The 20,694-nt window shown below is 49.5% G+C and carries 23 protein-coding genes and 1 other RNA gene; 17 read left to right on the top strand and 7 right to left on the bottom strand.

The features are described 5' to 3' along the window. Positions 1-102 precede the first annotated feature (102 nt). The 9 genes from QQL62_RS02025 to QQL62_RS01985 all read left to right on the top strand — a co-directional run bounded on the left by QQL62_RS02025 (position 103) and on the right by QQL62_RS01985 (position 6,959). The gene (locus QQL62_RS02025; protein ID WP_284375682.1) at positions 103-402 is read left to right on the top strand and encodes a DUF2849 domain-containing protein; all 300 of its coding nucleotides are present in this window, start codon (positions 103-105) and stop codon (positions 400-402) included. Position 403: 1 nt separating this feature from the next. Beyond that, the gene (locus QQL62_RS02020) at positions 404-2,071 is read left to right on the top strand and encodes a nitrite/sulfite reductase (RefSeq protein ID WP_284375680.1); all 1,668 of its coding nucleotides are present in this window, start codon (positions 404-406) and stop codon (positions 2,069-2,071) included. Position 2,072: 1 nt separating this feature from the next. Beyond that, complete coding sequence (locus QQL62_RS02015; protein WP_284375678.1) at positions 2,073-2,810, top strand: phosphoadenylyl-sulfate reductase; 738 nt, start codon at positions 2,073-2,075, stop codon at positions 2,808-2,810. Then, positions 2,807-3,238, top strand: a complete 432-nt coding sequence (locus QQL62_RS02010) for a DUF934 domain-containing protein (protein ID WP_284375676.1) — start codon at positions 2,807-2,809, stop codon at positions 3,236-3,238. The genes QQL62_RS02015 and QQL62_RS02010 overlap by 4 nt, the downstream gene beginning before the upstream one ends. Before the next feature lie 35 nt (positions 3,239-3,273). Then, positions 3,274-4,092 carry a ferredoxin--NADP reductase gene (locus QQL62_RS02005; protein ID WP_284375673.1) on the top strand — a complete coding sequence of 273 codons (819 nt, stop codon included), beginning with the start codon at positions 3,274-3,276 and terminating at the stop codon, positions 4,090-4,092. Positions 4,093-4,430: 338 nt separating this feature from the next. Continuing rightward, positions 4,431-4,730, top strand: coding sequence for a BufA1 family periplasmic bufferin-type metallophore (locus tag QQL62_RS02000; protein WP_284375671.1), 300 nt, complete (start codon positions 4,431-4,433; stop codon positions 4,728-4,730). 72 nt (positions 4,731-4,802) lie between these two features. Beyond that, on the top strand, positions 4,803-5,669 hold the full coding sequence (gene bufB / locus QQL62_RS01995; protein WP_284375669.1) for an MNIO family bufferin maturase: 867 nt from the start codon (positions 4,803-4,805) through the stop codon (positions 5,667-5,669). Beyond that, positions 5,666-6,412, top strand: coding sequence for an HvfC/BufC N-terminal domain-containing protein (locus QQL62_RS01990; RefSeq protein ID WP_284375667.1), 747 nt, complete (start codon positions 5,666-5,668; stop codon positions 6,410-6,412). The genes bufB and QQL62_RS01990 overlap by 4 nt, the downstream gene beginning before the upstream one ends. A gap of 10 nt (positions 6,413-6,422) precedes the next feature. Continuing rightward, entirely contained in the window at positions 6,423-6,959 is a 537-nt protein-coding gene (locus tag QQL62_RS01985; RefSeq protein ID WP_284375665.1) for a DoxX family protein, read from the top strand. Here QQL62_RS01985 and QQL62_RS01980 read toward each other — a convergent pair. Continuing rightward, positions 6,956-7,315, bottom strand: a complete 360-nt coding sequence (locus QQL62_RS01980) for a hypothetical protein (protein ID WP_284375663.1) — start codon at positions 7,313-7,315, stop codon at positions 6,956-6,958. The genes QQL62_RS01985 and QQL62_RS01980 overlap by 4 nt on opposite strands. 56 nt (positions 7,316-7,371) lie before the next feature. After that, entirely contained in the window at positions 7,372-7,695 is a 324-nt protein-coding gene (locus QQL62_RS01975) for an arsenate reductase family protein (protein WP_284375661.1), read from the bottom strand. A 218-nt stretch (positions 7,696-7,913) separates the two neighbouring features. Between QQL62_RS01975 and QQL62_RS01970 the strand changes: the two genes are divergently transcribed. Next, positions 7,914-8,120 carry a cold-shock protein gene (locus tag QQL62_RS01970; RefSeq protein ID WP_284375659.1) on the top strand — a complete coding sequence of 69 codons (207 nt, stop codon included), beginning with the start codon at positions 7,914-7,916 and terminating at the stop codon, positions 8,118-8,120. Positions 8,121-8,165: 45 nt separating this feature from the next. Here the strand turns inward: QQL62_RS01970 and QQL62_RS01965 are convergent, their stop codons facing one another. The 4 genes from QQL62_RS01965 to QQL62_RS01950 all read right to left on the bottom strand — a co-directional run bounded on the left by QQL62_RS01965 (position 8,166) and on the right by QQL62_RS01950 (position 13,245). Next, the gene (locus QQL62_RS01965; protein WP_284375657.1) at positions 8,166-8,396 is read right to left on the bottom strand and encodes a hypothetical protein; all 231 of its coding nucleotides are present in this window, start codon (positions 8,394-8,396) and stop codon (positions 8,166-8,168) included. Between the two features lie 74 nt (positions 8,397-8,470). Then, positions 8,471-10,273 (bottom strand): hypothetical protein, encoded by a 1,803-nt coding sequence (locus QQL62_RS01960; RefSeq protein ID WP_284375656.1) that lies wholly within the window; start codon positions 10,271-10,273, stop codon positions 8,471-8,473. Between the two features lies 1 nt (position 10,274). Next, positions 10,275-11,555, bottom strand: a complete 1,281-nt coding sequence (locus QQL62_RS01955; RefSeq protein WP_284375655.1) for a J domain-containing protein — start codon at positions 11,553-11,555, stop codon at positions 10,275-10,277. After that, complete coding sequence (locus tag QQL62_RS01950) at positions 11,542-13,245, bottom strand: Hsp70 family protein (protein WP_284375654.1); 1,704 nt, start codon at positions 13,243-13,245, stop codon at positions 11,542-11,544. The genes QQL62_RS01955 and QQL62_RS01950 overlap by 14 nt, the downstream gene beginning before the upstream one ends. A gap of 97 nt (positions 13,246-13,342) precedes the next feature. On the opposite strand from QQL62_RS01950, the gene QQL62_RS01945 reads away from it, so the two are divergent. The 4 genes from QQL62_RS01945 to QQL62_RS01930 are packed head-to-tail and all read left to right on the top strand — an operon-like array spanning position 13,343 to position 16,681. Further along, positions 13,343-13,465: a hypothetical protein gene (locus tag QQL62_RS01945; protein WP_284375653.1), complete on the top strand. Its 123-nt coding sequence runs from the start codon at positions 13,343-13,345 to the stop codon at positions 13,463-13,465. A 41-nt stretch (positions 13,466-13,506) separates the two neighbouring features. Beyond that, positions 13,507-14,424, top strand: a complete 918-nt coding sequence (locus QQL62_RS01940) for a hypothetical protein (RefSeq protein WP_284375652.1) — start codon at positions 13,507-13,509, stop codon at positions 14,422-14,424. A 14-nt stretch (positions 14,425-14,438) separates the two neighbouring features. Continuing rightward, a complete protein-coding gene (locus QQL62_RS01935; RefSeq protein WP_284375651.1) occupies positions 14,439-15,824 on the top strand; it encodes a tetratricopeptide repeat protein in 1,386 nt (461 codons plus the stop codon). 56 nt (positions 15,825-15,880) lie between these two features. Then, positions 15,881-16,681, top strand: coding sequence for a DUF817 domain-containing protein (locus QQL62_RS01930; protein WP_284375650.1), 801 nt, complete (start codon positions 15,881-15,883; stop codon positions 16,679-16,681). An 8-nt stretch (positions 16,682-16,689) separates the two neighbouring features. Here QQL62_RS01930 and QQL62_RS01925 read toward each other — a convergent pair whose 3' ends face one another. Next, complete coding sequence (locus QQL62_RS01925; protein WP_284375649.1) at positions 16,690-18,027, bottom strand: hybrid sensor histidine kinase/response regulator; 1,338 nt, start codon at positions 18,025-18,027, stop codon at positions 16,690-16,692. 89 nt (positions 18,028-18,116) lie between these two features. On the opposite strand from QQL62_RS01925, the gene ssrA reads away from it, so the two are divergent. The 3 genes from ssrA to fumC all read left to right on the top strand — a co-directional run bounded on the left by ssrA (position 18,117) and on the right by fumC (position 20,569). Then, positions 18,117-18,467, top strand: a transfer-messenger RNA (tmRNA) gene (gene ssrA, locus QQL62_RS01920). A gap of 157 nt (positions 18,468-18,624) precedes the next feature. Then, complete coding sequence (locus QQL62_RS01915) at positions 18,625-19,110, top strand: SspB family protein (protein ID WP_284375648.1); 486 nt, start codon at positions 18,625-18,627, stop codon at positions 19,108-19,110. 67 nt (positions 19,111-19,177) lie between these two features. Continuing rightward, positions 19,178-20,569: a class II fumarate hydratase gene (gene fumC / locus QQL62_RS01910; protein ID WP_284375647.1), complete on the top strand. Its 1,392-nt coding sequence runs from the start codon at positions 19,178-19,180 to the stop codon at positions 20,567-20,569. Positions 20,570-20,694: the final 125 nt, after the last annotated feature.

Here is a 20,694-nt window from a genome sequence, read left to right as displayed (position 1 = left end):
TTATTTCCTATTCTACAGGGATTGTACGTATTTTAGTGGAATATTTTCCCGCTGCACCCTATATAACGTGGTGATCGAAGTTTAATCAATGGTTTTTACAACATGGCACGCGCATACACACCCAAAGTCCTGACAGCCAACCGCCTAATTGAAGGCGATGTCGTTTATCTAAACGCCTCTGGCGAATGGGTATTGTTCCATGACCAAGCATGGCTGATCGAAGACGAAGCCGTGGCCAATACAGAGCTGGCCAAGGCCTTGAAATTAGCGGATCTGCTGGTTGGCCCCTATTTGGCCAATGCAGAGATGAAAGATGGTACGCCCATCCCCACCCATTTCCGCGAAGAATTCCGCACCAAAGGCCCGTCGAATTATATTCACGGAAAGCAGGAGGCCCAATAAAATGTACAGCTATAGCCAGTTTGACAAAGAGTTTAACCAGCAACGTGTAAGCCAGTTCCGCAAGCAGGTAGAGCGCCGTGTAGAAGGTGCGCTGACCGAGGAGGAGTTTCGCCCCCTGCGCCTGATGAATGGCCTGTATCTGCAATTGCATGCCTATATGCTGCGCGTGGCGGTGCCCTATGGGACCCTGAATTCCGCTAAAATGCGCATGCTGGCGCATATCGCCGATAAATATGACCGCGGTTATGGCCACTTCACCACCCGCCAAAACATTCAATACAACTGGCCAAAACTGACGGATGTGCCAGATATGTTGGATGCCTTGGCCGAGGTTGATATGCACGCCATTCAAACCTCTGGGAATTGTATCCGTAACGTGACCTCTGATCATTTTGCTGGTGCGGCGGCTGACGAGATAGAAGACCCCCGCCCCACCGCAGAACTGCTGCGCCAATGGTCAACCGATCACCCGGAATTTGCCTTCTTGGGCCGCAAGTTTAAAATCGCGATCACAGGATCTGAAACCGATCGCGCGGTGATCAAGGCCCATGATATTGGCCTGCGTTTACGTCGCAATGCGGCGGGCGAGCCGGGCTATCAGGTGATTGTGGGCGGTGGTTTGGGCCGCACCCCGATGATCGGCAAGGTGATTACCGATTTCCTACCACGTGCGGATTTGTTGCCGTATTTGGAAAGCATCCTACAGGTCTATAATGTGTTGGGACGCCGCGATAACAAATACAAAGCGCGTATCAAAATCACGGTGCATGAAAACGGCATCGATACCATTCGTGAAATGGTAGAAGAGCGCTTCAAGGTTCAGCGTGCGCAATTTGGCGGGTTTGACCAGAAACTACTTGCCGAAATCGAAACACAATTCGCCCCTCCCGCATATGTAAATGCATCCCTTGATGGGTTTAACGCAGCCTATGCCGCCGATGGCGCATTTCGCAGCTTTGTGGATACCAATCTGGCCGAGCACAAGAACGAGAACTATGCCATCGTCTCAATCAGCATCAAAAAACATGGCGAAACCCCCGGTGATGCCACATCTGATCAGATGCGCGTGATGGCGGATTTGGCCGAGAAATTCGGCCATGACGAGCTGCGCATTAGCCACGAGCAAAATGTGATCATCCCGCATGTTCATAAATCGAACCTGTATGATTTGTACAAGGCCTTGGTTGGCGCAGATCTTGCGACCGCAAATATTGGCAAAATTTCCGATATCATCGCCTGTCCGGGTATGGATTACTGTGCCTTGGCCACGGCACGCTCTATTCCAATTGCCCAGAAAATCGCTGTGCGGTTTGACGAGTTAAAGCTGGAAAATGACATTGGCGATCTGAAAATTAAAATCTCGGGCTGTATCAATGCCTGTGGGCACCACCACGTGGGGCATATTGGTATTTTGGGATTGGATCGCGCTGGCGTTGAAAACTATCAGATCACCTTGGGGGGCGATGGCAGCGAAGATGCGGCAATTGGCGAACGGGCGGGTCCTGGGTTTTCCTATGATCAGATTGTTCCGGCAATCGAGCGCATCGTCCATGCCTATCTTGAGCTGCGCGATAGCGCCGAGGAGACCTTCCTTGAAACCTATCGCCGTACTGGGCTTACACCATTCAAGGCGGCCTTGTACCCCGAAACCAAGATCGCGGCTGAATGATATGCCCTTTGAAGCCTTTGACATAAGTGTTCAAGACCGTGTTGATCTGCTGAACGATCAGTACCGTCATCACGCGGCAATCCCTGTATTGCGTGATGCCATGTCTGATCCCGCGGTGGGGCGTGTGGCGATGGTTTCGTCCTTTGGGGCGGAATCTGTGGTGCTGTTGCATATGATTTCGACCATTGATCGCCATATGCCGGTGCTATTTGTGGATACGCAAATGTTGTTCAAAGAGACAATGGACTATCAGGTAGAAGTCGCAGAAAAATTGCGCCTATCGGATGTGCGCGTAGTGCGTGCCGATGCGGCAGATATTAAAAAGGCCGACCCGTTTAACCGCCTGCATCTGGCCGATACCAACGCCTGTTGCTCAGTGCGCAAGGTTGAGCCGCTGCAAAAAGCACTGGGTGAATTTGATGCATGGATCACGGGGCGCAAGCGTTTTCAGGCCGGTACACGCCAAGCGTTGGATTTGTTCGAGAACGAAGACGATCAGCGTATTAAAATCAATCCTCTCGCCCATTGGGCGCGCGAGGATTTACAGGAATATTTGATCAATAACCGCCTGCCCCGCCACCCATTGGTCGAGCAGGGATACCCATCGATTGGGTGTTCCCCCACCACCTGTACCCGCAAAGTGGGTGCCGGCGAGGACGAACGCGCCGGTCGTTGGGCTGGGCAGGACAAAATAGAATGCGGCATTCATAATGCCCCCAAAAAGGACCAGAGCAAATGAGCATAATCGTTACCGACAAAGGCTTTCACACCGACACATGGACCGATGGGTTTCAGGCGTGGGATGATAATGCACTGACGCGTTCGGATCGCCCAGCGGGCTACGCCATTGATATGCCCAACACCGCCAATCCCGAAGATTTGGTGCCATTCTTTAACGAAGCGGCGATGATCCGAATTGAGTTCCCCAGCTTTGCGGATGGGCGTGGCTTTACCTTGGCGCGTAATCTACGCCTATTGGGTTACACTGGAAAGTTGCGGGCCTATGGGCATGTTATTTCTGACCAATACACCATGGCGCGCCGCTGTGGATTCGACGAAGTCGAAATTTCTGCTGATTTAGCCGAGCGCCAACCAGAAACAGAATGGTTGTACCGCGCCGATTGGCAAGATAATGCATATAGAAACCGCCTACAGCAGGCGGGATAACCCCTTAACTCTCTTTTCCTCAAGAGGACGAAACCATGAATGAACAAAGCCCAGTTGACGCCCCAGTAGCCAAGGCAAAGCCTGTTTTGCCAAATGCCCAAACCGTTACCAAGGTAACGCATTATACAGATCGGTTGTTTTCGTTCCGTGTGACCCGGCCGCAAAGCCTACGGTTCCGCTCGGGCGAATTTGTGATGATCGGCCTGATGGGCGATAATGGCAAACCGCTGTTGCGGGCCTATTCCATCGCATCCCCCTCTTGGGATGACGAGTTGGAGTTTTATTCAATCAAGGTCCCGGATGGGCCTTTGACCTCGAAATTACAAAACATCAAGGTTGGTGACGAAATCATCGTGCGCCCAAAACCTGTGGGCACCTTAGTGCATGATGCATTGTTGCCGGGCAAACGGGTCTGGTTCTTTGCGACGGGTACGGGGTTTGCCCCATTTGCATCCCTGTTGCGCGAACCGGAAACCTATGAGAAATTTGAAGAGGTGATCATCACCCATACCTGTCGTGATGTTGCGGAATTGGAATATGGCCGCAAATTGATCGAAGGGCTAAAGCAAGACCCGCTGATTGGTGAATTGGTTGAAGATAAGGTAAAATATTACCCGACCACCACCCGTGAAGAGAGCCCAAAAATGGGCCGGATAACCACATTGATTGAAAATGGGCAGGTGTTCAAAGATTTGGATATTGCGCCACTAAACCCAGAAACAGATCGCGGCATGGTCTGTGGATCATTGGAGTTCAACAAGGACATCGCGGCGATCATGGAAAATGCGGGCCTTAAAGAGGGCTCTAATTCTATGCCGGCTGAATTCGTAATCGAGAAAGCCTTTGTGGGCTAAGGTTCGACGACTCGCATGATCAAGGCCCGCCAGATTTCGGCGGGCCTTTTTTATTTCGGCGCGAAATTGTTTCAATTTTCGATTCTCAAGCCGATGCCGGCGCAGCACTTGTGATTGAAACCATGATTTTTGTAACATTTGACATGGGAAAATCGGCAATAACCACCTCTGGTTGCAAAAATACGCTCAAAATGCTGGGCAAATTAGTGCAATTATAACCTATTCTCGCTTACTCGTTATCTAACGCGTCTGTGATTGGTGCGTTATCACTATGATTTGCTAAACAACATACATCGCAAATGCGGTAAAACTAATAACGACCTAAAAGGGAAAACATCATGTCTAAATCTATGAAATCTTTGGCCGTTGCGGCCGCTGTTGCCACAACTGCTTCTTCAATCGCTGGCGTTGCACATGCTGCGAACGTAAAATGCTACGGTGTTGCATTGGCTGGTGAAAACGGTTGTGCCGCTGGTCCAGGTACATCATGTGCCGGTACATCTACTGTTGATTACCAAGGTAATGCTTGGAAGCTGGTTGCAGAAGGTACATGCGCAACTATGGAATTGCCTGCACAGGCTGACGGCACAGAGCGTATGGGCTCTTTGGAAGCTCTTGAGCGCGACATTCCTTCCTGATAAGATTAGAATATCAAATTCACAGTGGGCAGGAATTCTGCCCACTGTACCCAAAATTCAGGGAGACGCGCTGTGGCTAACCTTTCGCAATACACCAACCTGCCGCATCAAGCCGGCGTTGGATATAAAGCTCAGCACCTAAACGATATTCTAGCCGCCCCTGATGATTTGGCCTGGATCGAAATCCACGCAGAGAATTATATGGGCGACGGCGGGCGCCCCATTGCGCAACTGCGCCACCTACGAGAGCATTTTCCGGTATCTTGTCACGGGGTTGGCCTGTCTATTGGCAGTGAAATGCCCCTTGATACCGACCATCTGCAGCGCTTGAAGCATCTGGTCGATTGGTTGCAACCGGCTATGTTTTCTGAACATCTAGCATGGTCTACTCATGAGGCATCCTTTCTAAATGATCTCTTGCCTCTGCCCTATACCCAGAAAACCGTAGATCAGGTAGTTTCGCATATTCAGCAGGTCCAAGAGACCGTCGGGCGACAGATGCTGTTGGAGAACCCCTCCACCTATGTGGCCTTTGCACAATCGGATCGCAGCGAGACGGATTTTTTGGCAGAGGTTGTCAAACGGTCTGGCTGTGGATTGTTGTTGGATGTGAACAACGTATTCGTTTCTGCCACAAATCAGAATTATTCCCCCGAGGGCTATATTGATGCGTTTCCCACCCATCTGGTGGGTGAAATCCATCTAGGTGGCCACGAAGAAGATAGCGATGAGTTGGGCGCGCCCCTGTTGATCGACAGCCATTCCCGCGCGGTGGTAGACCCAGTTTGGCAACTCTATGATTATACTTTGGCCAAGATGGGGCCCTGCCCCACGTTGATCGAATGGGATAACGACATTCCTGAATGGTCTGTTCTGACCAATGAAATGTCTCTGGCCAATGATTTATTAGAGCGTCATGCACAGGTTGCAGCGCAATGAGCGACTTTCAGGCTGAATTTAGTAGCGCATTGTTAAACCCCGATATTCCGACGCCCGAAGGCGTGGTTAATCCCGACGGCAAGCCTGCAACCAAACGCTTTGATGTGTATCGCAATAATGTGGTTCACAGTCTGGTCAGCGCAATGGAAGAGGCCTTTCCGGTTGTTAAAAAAATTGTCGGGGATGGTTTTTTTCAGGCCATGGCCACGCAATATGTGCGCCGCAATCCACCTCATGATCCGATGATCATGTTCTATGGCGATCGTTTTCCAGAGTTTATCACAGGGTTCAAACCCGCCGAGAGCCTGCCGTATTTACCGGATGTTGCGCGTCTCGAATTAGCGCGGCGCGAATGCTATCACGCAGGCGATGCGCGTCCGCTAGACGTCTCTGCACTAAGCGAAATTCCAGAGGATAAATTTGCCAGCGCACGCTTTACACTGGCTCCATCATTGCGCTTGTTAGACTCGCTTTATCCTGTGCATTCAATTTGGCACTTTAACAGCGTTGCACAGATTAAAATATCCAATCCACAAGAATGGATAATGCTCACCAGACCAGAATTTGATGTGGTGCCTTATTTGCTGGATCACGCCACATTTACCTTTGTGCAATGCCTTGCGCGTTATCAACCACTAGAGTCGGCAATCGCACAATGCGAAACAATAACCGATGATTTTGACCTGTCTGCGGCCTTTGGGCTATTGTTTCAGGCAGGAATCGTCACCAATATTGAAACTTAAGGGGACTATTATGCGACGTTTACTGGGACTACATGATCGTATTTTTTCGGCAATTTCTGGCCTGCTAGGGGAATGGTTTTTACCAACGCTCGCGCGTTTTGCCTTTGTTGCGGTGCTTTTGCAGTATTTTTGGAAATCAGCCCAGACCAAGCTGGGCAATGGGATCACGGGTTTGTTCAATCTTGACCCGAACGGTTATGTTCAAATTTTTCCCAAAAAGTTAGAGGCCTTGGGATATGACCCATCGGGTCTTGGGATTATCTACAAACTGATTGCCATTTTTGGCACTTGGGCCGAATTCATTCTGCCTGCGCTGATTTTAATCGGCTTGTTCACGCGCCTTGCCGCACTTGGAATGATCGGGTTTGTTACTGTTCAAACCATTGTAGATGTCACAGGACATGGCGCCAAGATTGGCCAGTGGTTCAACAACTCGTCTGGTGAGTTGATCGCTGATCAGCGCCTATTGTGGTTTGTGGTTTTGATCACTTTGGTCGTCAAAGGTGCCGGCCCAATATCGCTGGACCGGCTGTTAAAGCGCGCCTAATCAGATTTGGTATAGGCGGCCAAAAACGCCAGAATACCGGCAATCGCGCAGAGCGTGATGGGGAACATCGTCCAGAAACGCCACTCAAAGGCGTAGAGCATTCCAGCCGCAGATAGCAAAAGCAGCGGCCCAGACCACGTGGGCCGCGCATGTACCATGCCACCGCCCACCAGAGCAAGAACCGGCGCGATCAAGCTAAAGACGCGGATCTTCTCAACATCATCCACCTGCGTAAGCAGATCGGGGGCTTTCTCGCCGACGCTATCCACCAAAACGGTATAGCCAAAGGCAAAGAATCCGACCACCATGCCCCAAAGGCCTGAAATGATGCCAAGTATAAGTGCGGTATTACGCATGAAACCCTCCTGTTGTTCCCCTAAACTTAAGAAGCCCCGGCATCTGTAACAAGTGGCTACAAGTATTTTGCAGGTGTTTCCTTCGCCCAGCCCAGGGTTGATTTTTCGCCGTCGGTAATAACCGGACGTTTCATCAATGTCGGGTGCGCAAAGATAAGATCAACACTCTCGGCATCTCTGTCTGCCTCGGCCAGTTGGCGCCATGTTGTGGAGCGTTTGTTCAACAATTCATCGCCAAAAAGAGCGAAAAAATACTGCAGCTCTGCTTTGGTCATTGGGGTTTGGCGCACATCTATAAATTCTACGTCATATCCCTGAGCACTCAGTGCCTTGCGAGCCTTGGTACAGGTGTCGCAGTTTTTCAGACCATAAAGCTTCATATTATTTTCCGTTCTTAGACTTGTATGCTTGTTTTCGCACGATAGCCTAAATCGGCTGATACAAACACTTGATTTTTGAAATAAAAGGCTCCAATCTGCCGCTGTGGCGCCTACTATGTCCAAATCTGCCGACTTCCTGATGTGTTGCCTGCTGATTACGAGAGACCAAGCAACACCAAGCCCCAGCATTTCGCGTGGGTATTTAAAGGAAAGAAATTATGGCTAATGGCACAGTAAAGTGGTTTAACGCAACCAAGGGTTATGGATTTATCCAACCAGAGGACGGTGGCAATGATGTATTTGTTCACATCACTGCAGTTCAAGCGGCGGGTTTGCAGGGTCTTCAAGATGATCAAAAAGTATCATATGACCTAGAAGAAGGCCGCAATGGCAAACAAAATGCAGTGAACATTACCGTTCAATAAGATACAGTAACGGCGCATTTAATGCGCCGTTTTCCCCAGCATGGCTTAGCTATCGCTTTTCTGAAACACTGTCAGAATTGCAAAGAAGTACCCCAAGAACATCGTTCCAAATCCCAAAAATTGTAGCCCAAACAGATCGCGTGAGAAGTTAAAAACCTTCACCGCCTGTTCTGTCACGTGGTGTTTGCCAGGGCCCGTTGGGATCAGCTCTTCAAGAATGGCGTATCCCATTCCAGAAAAAACCACGATAATAATTAATGCCGCGAAATATTTCATGATTTCCCCCTTGCTTTGATCAGAGGTTAGCACGAAGTGTGGGTTTTCATAGAGGCATTATCATATATTTACGATTATCTATAAATGCGATTCAATCCATCCAGCACATTTTTGATGGTATAAACCTGGGCGCAATTCTCAATCTCAGCGAGAGGAATGCGCATCCCGTTTTGACTGGTCGTGCGCGCCGAAACCGTTCTTTCCATAAACGTATTCATCTGACTGTGAAAGCAGCTCTCTGCCTTTGCACCTGTCAATTCGCTGTCAAACTGCACATATTTTGCCTGCATTTCAAAATTGATGCTGCGCGCGGAAACGATGGCCTCTAGCGCGGTGTTTTTATCGTTACCGACAAAACTACGGGCCATGTCAAACAGCCGCTTTCCCTTACGATTCAAGCGGATTTCACGCGGCTCGAACATATTGGCCCCCAGCACATCCGAATTCCCAGCGCTCTTGTCAGCGAGGGCCGCCAAATCGAATTGCCGCCAAATATGAACCCCGTGAGATAGATCAAGCGGACTATGGATCAACTTAATGCGGTGCAGGTCCTGTGGTAGGTTTTCAAATGCCACGGACACAGGGGCCCGCAGATCGTGGGCCTTGCCATCGATGAGCAACGTCCATGCGCTGATGGCTTCTGGATTTTGGGCGCTGTTGTTCGCACGTGGTGCGTGAAATATGACCCCTTGTTCAGTAAACATCAGGGTAGCATAGGGGTGGATCCATTTCTCATAACACAGGGTATCTGATTGTTCTTCATCGGAAATATCACATGTTGATGTGGATAGATCGTAGGCAATGGGCAAGGGTAGCGCATAAATACAGCGTCGCGTAAGCTGTGCGGTGCGCAGATCCACATCACAGCGCAATATATTTCTACCATTCGGCAAGACCCGGTCCCTGTTCTGTGCTCTGCTCCAGATATCCTTCAGCTTGGCATTTAGACCAGCGATCTTTGGTTGATAGCTGTTATTTTGGTTAAAGACGAAGACCTCCTCTTCAATAATAGGCAGGCTGTCCATCGCTGGATCAAAGAGTGTGTTTTTATCCAATTGCTTCTGTGCAACCACTGCCGCACGGTGACGTTTCTGAGCATGGCGCAGATCATTGGATATCGAACCACGGTATTGAGAAGCCTGTAACCATGTGTCATTCAACTCGATAAACTTGGGGTCTGTGCGAATTTCGCTTAGGTATCGTTTTTCTTTTTCTTGAGACTCAATATAGGCTCTGCGCGCCTGATAGTGCTGTGTTTGCGTCTCTTGTAACCCCTTATGGATTTCACTTAGGATGGCTTCGCGTATTTCTGCGCGGGCAAGAGCCACGTCGCTATCTTGCTGCGACGGGTTTTGCGCAAACAATGCCTCGATTGCTGTTTGTTCTGCGGTCAGGGCTGTTAGATGTGGATCAATGCGTCGCGCCAAGTTATCGCTAGCGGTTATGTAGCGAATAAATTGTTGTATGGCTTTGCGCTCTTCGTCTGTGATTTTGTTGCTCCCAACATCGCGGTAGCGTATCAAGGCCGCCCGCTCACTCTCTAGCCGCTTCAGTTCTGCCTCTAGCGTGGTTGCAGTATTGGTTTTTATCCAATCAGTTGCGGCGGCGACATCACCTAATGTTCTTATGACCTTGTTTTCGCCCAAGACTGCCCACTCGGCATAGGGTGCGCGGGACTCGGCGGGCAGATCTGGCGCATAGGTTGGGACCAAGAGCTCGATAACCACGATCACACCAAGGGCAATACCACAGTTGCGCAAATCACTGCGCCGCAGGGCGCGCCACTGAAAGCCGCGCGCAGATTTCAGCGTGCCAAACAGCCTTCTAAGTAAATGAAAAAGAACATACAGGCCAAAGACCGCCAGAAAACCAGTCATCCTATGCCAGCCTCGCCATCATCTGAAGAGCCCGCACCCCAAGATAAATTAACAGCATATTTCGCGCTGAAAGGAACCATGGCAAGGGTTGATAGCCCAAATCGGCCACCTTGCTCTGCCCGACCTCGGCCCAAGAAATTTCAGGGTTGCCCGCATTTGGCTTGTCTGCGTATTTTTCAATCAGCCTATGCAACCAACTGAATTGCTGGTGCTCAAAATCATGTCGACCACGTTGGCGAGACCAACCATAGGTATCGTCCAGATATCGCAGGACGGCACCTGTTAGCCATTTTGGCATCTTTGGGGTTTTATCCTCGGAATAGAACCCTGTTTGATCAAGCACCAAAGCGCGTATTCTGGTACTGATGTCCTGAAATTCGGCCAAGGATTGGACGTCATCGCGCTCTAAAATATCGTGCCAATCCTCTGGCTTACTGCCCCAAAGGGCTTGATCTATCATATCGGTGATATCGCGCATGGCCCTGCCAACCGGCGACATATCCATCCAGCGCTTTGTTTTTGTATCGAAAAACGATCCAAAGGCGTCTTGATTATCGCGATCCATTTCCGCAGCATGTAGGGATAACAAGTCAGTATATGCAGCCCCCTGATACGCCTGATCTGCCGCCTGTAATACTGGTGTAAACAGCGCAATCACTGCATTATAATAGCGCGCCAGATAGAGCGTATCTGGGCGCACCTGTGTCAGGTTTAGTTCTTGCTCTAGCAGCTCCACCAGCTCTGCCCCCAGCCAATCTGGGCGGGTGAATATTGGGGCATCCGCCTGATCTATATATACTAGTTCCTCATATCCCGCGCCCTCAGGCAGTGCGGATTCGAAAATATGACACGCCAAAAAATTTTGATAATCCCGCCGATCTAGTGCGTCCGACAAAACGTTTGACGCCAAAATATCGGGGAAAAAATCCATCGCCAATACCTGTTGATCCTGCACCCAAATCACCGTCTCCTTGATCAGTTCGCCCAGATCCGAGGTGTTGAAATGATAGTCATAGGTTTTGTCATAATAAATTTCCGGCTCTGGCTTGGCTGGTGTGTCCACCTTTGGCTTTGTCGGGATCTTTGGCGTATCTTTTGCCATACGTTCGGCGTGTTTGGCGCGGCTAAGCGCCTGATCATAGGCGGTGCGCAGGGCCATAAAGGCCTCTGGGTCGTCATCTGGGCGAGTCACCTTTAACAATTTTGAATAGGCGCGTTTCACATCCCGCACCCCTGCCCCGTTTTTCAATCCAAGATGCTTGAACGGGTTAGTCGAAGACATTGATTTCTTCCAAAATTATCAGCTCTGCCTCTATTTTTTTCTGGCTGGCATCAATTTTGCGGCGGTCATGTGTGCCAAGGGCTGCCTCAAATTCAGACAGCAACATGGATATGCTACTGCGTCGCTCACCCAGCGCATTTTCATAGGCGGCCTTTAACCGTGCGATAAAGGCTGCATTCATGGTCTCTTCGCGTGGGTGGATTTTTATTTTTTCCAGCTCTTTAAAGCGTTTTTCGATATCCTTACGGCTTCGCGATCCCGGATTACTTTCGATGATCAGCTTGCTTTCTTTTTGGGTCGATAACACCTTAGATATCACCTCTAGCACACCAGAATTATCAAAGGTAAAGCGGATATCGACCTCTTCATGGGCGGTGGCGTTATAGGGGATTTCAACGTTGTAGGTGCCAATTTTGATATTGTCTTTCACGTAGGGGGATTCGCCTTGATAGACGTCAATGCGTACTAATTTCTGGCCCTTTTCCATTGTGGAAACCACGTGGTTTCTGCTGACGGGGATGGTTGTGTTGCGCTCGATCAAGGGTTCGAACAGCCCTGTTTCGTATTTGCCATTTGGGCCTGTCTGGCGCGAGGTTTCATAGCCAAGCGTAAAGGGGGAGACATCAGTCATCACCACATCATCCAGTGCTGCGTTACGCGCAACCAGCCCTGCCTGTACCGCCGCGCCAAGGGCGATGACCCGGTCTGGGTCTAGCTCGTGTTCTGGAAATCTCTTGAACAATTTGGTGATCAGATTGTGAACAATCGGCATGCGGGTAGCGCCGCCAACCAATACTATGCGGTCAATTTCCTCAAGGCTTAGCTCTGCATCATTTACAGCTTTTTGCAATGGCATCTTCATGCGTGACAAAAGATCGACACAGGCCCGTTCGAATTCTGGGCGCGTGAGGGTAAGCATGGTTTCATTTTCGCCTAGGCGAAAATCTAGGCTAATATTTTGCGCATTTGACAATGCATGTTTTGCTTGGTCTGCCTTGGCACGTAGGCGAGATAGATCATCAGCCGCCAGATCGTCCACCTTGCAGGATAATTGATCACAGAAATGACCAACGATACGGTCGGTGAAATCCTCGCCCCCCAAAAAGGCATCCCCTGCCGATGAGCGCACCTCCATCACACCAGAAAACATCTCAAGGATCGAGACATCAAATGTCCCCCCTCCAAGATCTACGACCAAAAAGGTGTCTTCCTCTTCTTTAGAGTGCAGCCCATAGGCCAATGCAGCAGCGGTTGGCTCGTTGATTAGGCGTGCCACGGACAGGCCCGCCAGCTCTGCCGCGTTGATGGTTGCCTTGCGCTGGATATCATTAAAATATGCAGGAACAGAAATTACGGCCTCGGTAACGGGCTGTTTCAGATAGTCCTCAGCGTCGGATTTTAATGAGCGCAATATCATTGCAGACAGATCTTCTGGTTTGAAAGACTTGCGCCCCAGATTGGTTTCTCGGCTAGTTCCCATTAGGCGCTTAAAGCGCGCGGTAGCATTTTTGGCGTCATTTACCAGCTGATCCTTCGCCCCTGCGCCGATCATCATTATACCAGATTTATCAAGGTACACCGCAGAGGGCGTTAGCGTATCCCCCAACGCATTGGGAATCAGCTGTGGTCCCGTGTCGGAAAAATATGAAACAAGGGAGTTTGTCGTACCTAGATCAATGCCAATAATCAATTTCTTAGAGCCTAATTTTTTTCCGGAACTGTATAGGAGCCTCCAGATACGATCAACAATTTATACGGGTTTTTGCGATCATACATGGCTATGTGTGATGGAGTTTTCCAATCAGCCCGTAGCGGGTTTTTTCAGAGATCGTTTGGGGCGCAATCACCGTCAAAAGCTGTTGTTCCATGGCAACAAAGGTAATCTGCACGCCGCCAATCTGTTGACATAAACGTGATTTATTCTCAATCATCACACAAAAAAGGCAGAAAAATGCAGCAGTCTTACATAAAAAATTCTCTTCTCGGGGTATCTGCCTCGCTTTTACTTTTGGGGTGCTCTGGCTCAGATGAACAATCCTGTGGCCCAGTAAGCGGCGGATTAAACGGGTGTAGCACAGTTGGCACCGGCGATGGCAATGACAGCCTGACCTCAGAGGAAAACTCCTTTGCTTTTGATTTTACATCAGCATCTTTCAATGATCAGGGCACAGTGGATGATTCTGATGATATTCTGACATTGGTTGGCGGCGATTTCGATGGGAACAACGCCTATGTCCGTGATCCAGGTAATGACCGTGGTAACCTTTTGGCCTTTACCAATGATTTCCAAGAACAGGGTGTCATTTACTATGCCACCTATGGGGAAAGCACCAGCGGAGCCTTAGTAGGTTATTTGAATGCCACGGGCGATTATGTTGGCAGCGGGGATTATATCGCCGCCTATAGTAGAAACGGTGGCTCTAATATGCCTGCAACGGGAAATGCCAATTTCACCGGTGGCTATGCAGGGGCGATCGTCAATACCGAAGGTGGTGGTGTGGCCTTGGTTGAAGGGGATGCAACCCTTCAGGTGGAATTTGGTGAAAACCAAAAGGTCACCGGCTTGATTGAGAACCGCAGCGTTACACAGGCCGATGCTTTGTATGGCTTTGTGCCGACCCTTGCCGATACGCTGGTGTTGAACGAATCCAATATGACAACCGGCGGGATATTCACCGAGGGCACAGTCACGGCATATGATGCCGGTGGTACGGTTCTAGGAGACGGTGATTACAAAGGCGCGGTTGGCGGGCCAAACGCATCCGAGGCCGTGGGCGCAGTAGATGTGACCATTAATGACGAGCAAGAGCTGGGCATTTTTGTCGCCGACTGTGTTGCTGGAAACCCAAGCCTAATCTGTGATCCCTAGGAAACAATTCAACAATGAACGCTATACTTCGCCATTTGCGCGGCGCATCCATAAAAACCGGATGCGCCGCGCTTGTATTTCTTGTTCTAGGGACGGGCAACATATCTGCTCGCGATACTGGTGTGATGGGGGCGGTACAAACGCATGAAACCGCACAGAAGGCCCTGCTGGATCGAGATTTCGAATTGGCCACCCAAATTGCCCATACCCTAATCAAATCAAATCCAAACGATGTACAGGCCTTGTTGATTTTGGCCACTGTTCACACATCCAGAGGTCAGATAGAAAAAGCCCTGCCCTATGCCAAACGCGCCTACCGCGCGGAAACAAGTGCGACCAAGGTGGGGCGTTTTACTGCTGCAACCCTTGCGGCACGCGGCCTTGCGCGGGACCAGAAATTCGAACGCGCCAAACTGTGGATGCGCCGTGCAATTAACAGCGCCCCAACAGACCAACTGCGCGCACAGCGCATTCAGGAATTCAAACGCATCCGCCAGCTAAGCCCATGGTCTACGCGCCTGAGTTTTGCCATCGAACCAAGTGACAACATCAACAATGGCACCGAAGAAACCACCATCATCCTATACGGCCTGCCCTTTACCCTAAACGACACAGAGCCTTTGCCTGGTGCAGAGATATCATTTGGGATCGGCTCTGATTACCGGATCTGGCAAAACCGAACCAATCTGGTGCAAATCGGATTCAACCTTTTTCACCGCGAAGCCTTGATTACTGATGACAAAGGTACCGATCTTAGGGGGCGTGATTTTCGATATACCAACATCGGTGTACGGCTTCGCCGCAAGCGCGCCATAATCGAAAAATCACTGGAAATCACCGATACAATTGGCGTGAATGCCGCGTGGTATAGTGAGGTTCCTTATCAACATCAGGCATCGATCAGCCGTACCTATAGAAAACGGATCAATCCCACACAAAATCTCGATTTCACATTTGGTCTATCGCGCAGTTTACATCAAAGCGACAGCGCCAAACACACGACAACGCTTTCAATTAACACCCGCTATGTTCGCGCCCTTCCGGGCAAGGGTGTGTTTGAAATCCGCCCCTATCTAAATGACGCGCGTTCAGATTCAAATGCGCAGGACCAATATAATTTCGGGGCATCCCTACATTACAGCCCCTTTAAGGCTGTTCTCAACAGCAAGGCGCGGCTCTCCCTTGATCTGGGCACGCGTGAATTTAGGCAACTTGGGTTTACCGGTGTGAAAAGATCGGATGCTTATGCCCGCGCCAAGGCAGAATTCACCCTGTCGGGTGTGAGCTATTTTGGGTTTTCGCCCTCGATCCATTTGACTGCTACACGCACCAAATCCAATGTTGTGCTGTATGACAGCACCAGTTTTGGTGCGGGGATTGGACTGAGGTCTGCTTTCTGATGCGCGAGGATGGTAAGAAGAACAATCTGGAGATTGAGCGCCATTTGGGGAATTGGATGCGCGCAAAGCTACCGCATCGCTTGTCCGAGTTTATTATGTTTGGGCTAAAGCAAGCATGGGCCTGCCTGTTTGGCGCAATATTACTGATTGCAATCATTCTGAGCGCGATTTTCTGGCAAGATGATTGGGCACTTTCCAGATATGATGCGTTATTTATTTTTGCGCTGGCAATGCAGATATTTTTGTTAGTTTCAAAACTAGAGAGCAAAAATGAGGCCAAAGTAATATTTCTGTTCCACATCACGGGCACCGTTATGGAAGTTTTTAAACTGCATATGGGGTCCTGGGATTACCCTGATCAGGGATTTTTTGAAATCGCGGGGGTTCCGCTGTTTTCAGGATTTATGTATGCCTCGGTCGGCAGTTACATTGCACGGGTTATTCGAGTTTTCGATATGAAATTTGCACCCTACCCGCCGTTTTGGATGTCGGTGGTATTGGCGTCTGCGATTTATGGGAACTTTTTCTGGCACCATTTTTGGGTGGACATTCGCATAGCACTGTTCGTCGCAACGGTGGTTATATTCGCCCGAACCAAGATCTGGTTTTACATCGGCCCCCGCGCATATTGGATGCCCATGCCGCTGGCGGCATTTTTTGCAGCGTTTTTCCTGTGGCTGGCCGAAAACATTGGCACAGTAACCGGCACCTGGATCTATGCAGGGCAATCGCAATTCGAATTGGTCAGATTGGGCAAGCTTGGGTCATGGTATCTGTTGCTCTATATCAGTTTTCTTTTGGTTACCTTGGTCTATCGCCAAGTTTTGCTGCCATCTACTTACACCCCCAAGCGCTGATTTTTAAATTAGTTGTGGGGAACTTTCGAATAATAGCCTTCCAAGACCTTTGATATCCCCGCAAATCTGATTGGCTTTGCCATGATGTCATTAAACCCAGCCCTGCGGTATGTATCGCGCTGATGCTCTAGCGTATTTGCAGTGACAGCAATCGCCACAGCTGGCGCGCATTCGTTGTCTTTCTCGTGCTGTCGAATATCAATCAATGCTTGATCACCCCGCTTGTTTGGCATTGCGATATCCAGAAGCAATAGATCAAAGCCTTGTTCTTTATATGCAGAAACAGCATCCACGCCATCTTCGACAACTGTTGCCGTTCCTTTCATACGTTTGATCAAAGTGGTAAGAATAGTGCGATTGGTTTTATTGTCATCGGCGATCAGGATTTTCAGCCCCTCTGGCAGAGTAAAGGAATGCGCATCATTCTTCTTTGCGCGCCGTTGCTGTTGGCGCTGACGTACAGAATTCATATAGTTGTGAACGTTAAAATTCTCGAAACCTTGCTTATCTGAAATATCGACCAGCCCATCCAGCATTTCATTTAGAACAACGCTGTTCTCCAGTATGCTTTCGGCGGCCTCACGCGTTTTTGCAGGCAGCTGTTCATTCATTAATGTTTCACTATATCCGATCAACGCATTAAACGGGGTTCTTAATTCATGGCTAAGCACCGTTAACATTTGATCTTTGGAATCGTTGGCCTGATTTGCAATATCGGCAATTTCTAATGCCTTGATTTCGCTTTCGCGCAATTTGGCGTTGATATGCTCTTGTTTTTCCAAGGTTGGTGCAATCATTTTAAACCAGATCAGACCAAGGATCCCCGCCAGTAAAATCACCGACAACCAAGCGATAGTATCGATATGTTCGTGGAACTCTTCGATCGCTAATTGCTCTTCGTGTAAGCGTGCCTCGCTATCGCCTAGCAAAATATATTTAAGCTGATTAGCGAGGGAATCGCTATAGAAAGCAATGTCTAATGAAGTTTCAGCGTTAATAAGGCGTTCAACGATGACTGACATTCTGCGCGTTTGCGATGCGAATTTTTGTTTTTGTACAAGTTCCTCAGGCGAGGAAAGCAACCTGCGGCTAACCCAATCTGAACTGATTTCTAGCTCGTTAAAGCTGATGATAGCGTCGTTCAAATCCCGAAGCGTCTCGATATCGCCACTATGATATTTCTCTAACTGGTCACTATGGCGTATGAGATTAATCTGGGCTGCGCCGGCCTTTAGATCCAAGATCAGCAAGCGATATATTTGCTCGGACGCGTTTGAATGGGCCTTCCATATAGAATCGGCGACCCACAATCCAGCAGATAGAAACGACAGAACTATTACCGCCATAAAGAAAAAGATTCGCTTCACAATTCCTCACAAAAAAAAACTTGATCAAGAGCCTAAATCGGCACGCCCTGTCGAAAATATTGGCGATAAACCTTTCTATTGGGTTCACAAACCCCTATATATATTCTGTTCCCTCGGGAACTATGGTAATAAACGCGCATGTAATAAGCGGATCGGACCCGGGGGCGGTACCCGGCGACTCCACCAATCACCCTTCATTTGGGGGCGCATGGGGTCGAAATAGGATCGACGGACGTCTAAAGATGTTAGCTTTTGCCCGGTGCGGTGTCGCTGTTATCGACCCACTTAAGCTAGTTGCAAATGACAACAAAGCACCGATGGCTGTAGCTGCGTAAGCAGTTCCAAAAATTGGAAAACTTAGCCTTAGGCCTGCTGGCCTAAGCGGGGTTCGCAGGTACCTGGCAACAGAAACCTGCACTTTCCCCAAGCGTTAATGCGATCCGCCCCTTGATGAATATATCCCTGCCCAAAGGTCGCGAAGCCGCCAATAATCAAAATTCCGCATTTCATAAATTGCAACTTGGTGTGTTTAATGTAATTGATAGCTGAATTAGGCGCTTAAAAATAGGAAACACAATGGCCGATGCAATCAATTACAACTACCTCATGCACCGCGCAATGCGCGGCCTGATGATTGAATTGCTCGAAGAGATTGCCCAGACCGGATTGCCCGGAGAGCACCATTTTTTCATAACTTTTGATACAAATCACCCAGAAGTAGAGATCGCTGACTGGTTGCGCGAACGCTATAGCGAAGAAATGACCGTGGTCATACAGCATTGGTATGAAAACCTAGAGGTTCTAGAGGATGGCTTTACTGTCACCCTTAATTTTGGCGATAGCCCAGAGGTCTTGGTGATTCCTTGGGATTCTGTTCGCACCTTTGTGGATCCCTCAGTTGAATTTGGGTTGCGTTTCGAAGTCGAAGATATTGCCGATGACGCCAGCAATGAAAACACCCCCGTCGACGACGAGAGCCCCATGATCGAGATAGAGGATGACGAGAGCGACCTGCGCAAAGACGCCGATGTGGTCAGCCTCGATAGCTTTCGCAAGTCCTAAGGTTCGACATTGTTGTCATTCGCCCCCCATCCCCCTATAAGCGCGGGGATATTTAAGGAGAGTGACAATGGCAAATACCCGCACAGAAACCGACAGTTTTGGCCCTCTAGAGGTTCCATCAGATAAGTACTGGGGCGCGCAAACACAGCGTAGTCTGATCAACTTTCCAATTGGGTGGGAAAAACAACCGATTGCAATTGTACGCGCGCTTGGGGTGATTAAAAAGGCCTGTGCACAGGCGAACCTGCGCGCAGGCAAGCTGGATGCGGAAATTGGCAACGCGATGATCGAAGCCGCAGGCGAAGTCGTGGCGGGCAAGCTAGACGATCATTTCCCGTTGGTTGTTTGGCAAACTGGGTCTGGTACCCAGTCAAACATGAATTCAAACGAGGTGGTTTCAAACCGCGCCATTGAAATACTGGGCGGTGAGATGGGCTCTAAGACCCCTGTACACCCGAACGATCACTGCAATATGGGGCAATCTTCCAACGATACCTTCCCCACGGCCATGCATATCGGCATCGCCATGACAGCCCATGATGTGCTGATCCCCGGCCTAGAAAAACTACACGCCGCATTGGTAGCTAAGGCAGAGGCCTTTAAGGATATCATCAAAATTGGGCGGACCCATACACAGGATGCCACCCCCCTGACATTGGGTCAGGAATTTGGCGGATACGCCTTTCAGGTGGAACAGGGCATTGCCCGTGTGAAACATGCGTTAATCAATATCTACCCATTGGCACAGGGTGGCACCGCGGTGGGCACCGGCCTGAACACGACAAAGGGATGGGATGTCGAGGTGGCAGCGAATATGGCCGAAATCACCGGCCTGCCCTTTGTTACGGCCCCTAATAAATTCGAAGCCTTGGCCGCGCATGATGCCTTGGTGGAGATGTCTGGTGCGGTGAAGACCGTGGCGGCCAGTCTGTTTAAAATTGCCAATGACATCCGCCTATTGGGGTCTGGCCCGCGCTGTGGCTTGGGTGAACTGATGTTGCCAGAAAACGAACCTGGCTCATCGATCATGCCGGGCAAGGTTAACCCCACCCAATGCGAAGCCCTGACACAGGTCTGTGCACAGGTATTTGGCAATGACGCCGCAGTAGGTTTTGCGGGGTCGCAAGGCCATTTTGAGCTGAATGTGTATAAGCCAATGATGGCCTATAATGTTCTACAGTCGATGCAGCTGTTGGGCGATGCCTCCGTTGCCTTCACTGATAACTGTGTTGATGGGATCGAAGCGGACGAAGATCGTATTTCAACCTTGATGTGGGAAAGCCTGATGTTGGTAACAGCGTTGGCGCCAGAGATTGGCTATGACAATGCGACCAAGGTTGCAAAGACAGCACATAAAAACCGCACCACCCTAAAAGAAGAGGCGATCAATCTTGGATTTGTGGATGCGGAAACCTTTGATCGGGTCGTACAACCCAAGGATATGATCGGCCCAAAGTAGAAATTCATCTTCAATGCTGGGTTAATTTCACGTAAATATCACAGTTTTTCCGGAAAATATCAAATGCCGCTAGGTAATTCTTCCTAGCGGCATTATTATTATTTAACAATAATTCTATCGATTTT

The sequence above is a fragment of the Amylibacter marinus genome (genome assembly GCF_030160015.1).
In the GTDB taxonomy this organism is placed as follows: Bacteria; Pseudomonadota; Alphaproteobacteria; order Rhodobacterales; family Rhodobacteraceae; genus Amylibacter; species Amylibacter marinus.
This window is presented reverse-complemented; position numbering and strand designations above follow the sequence as displayed.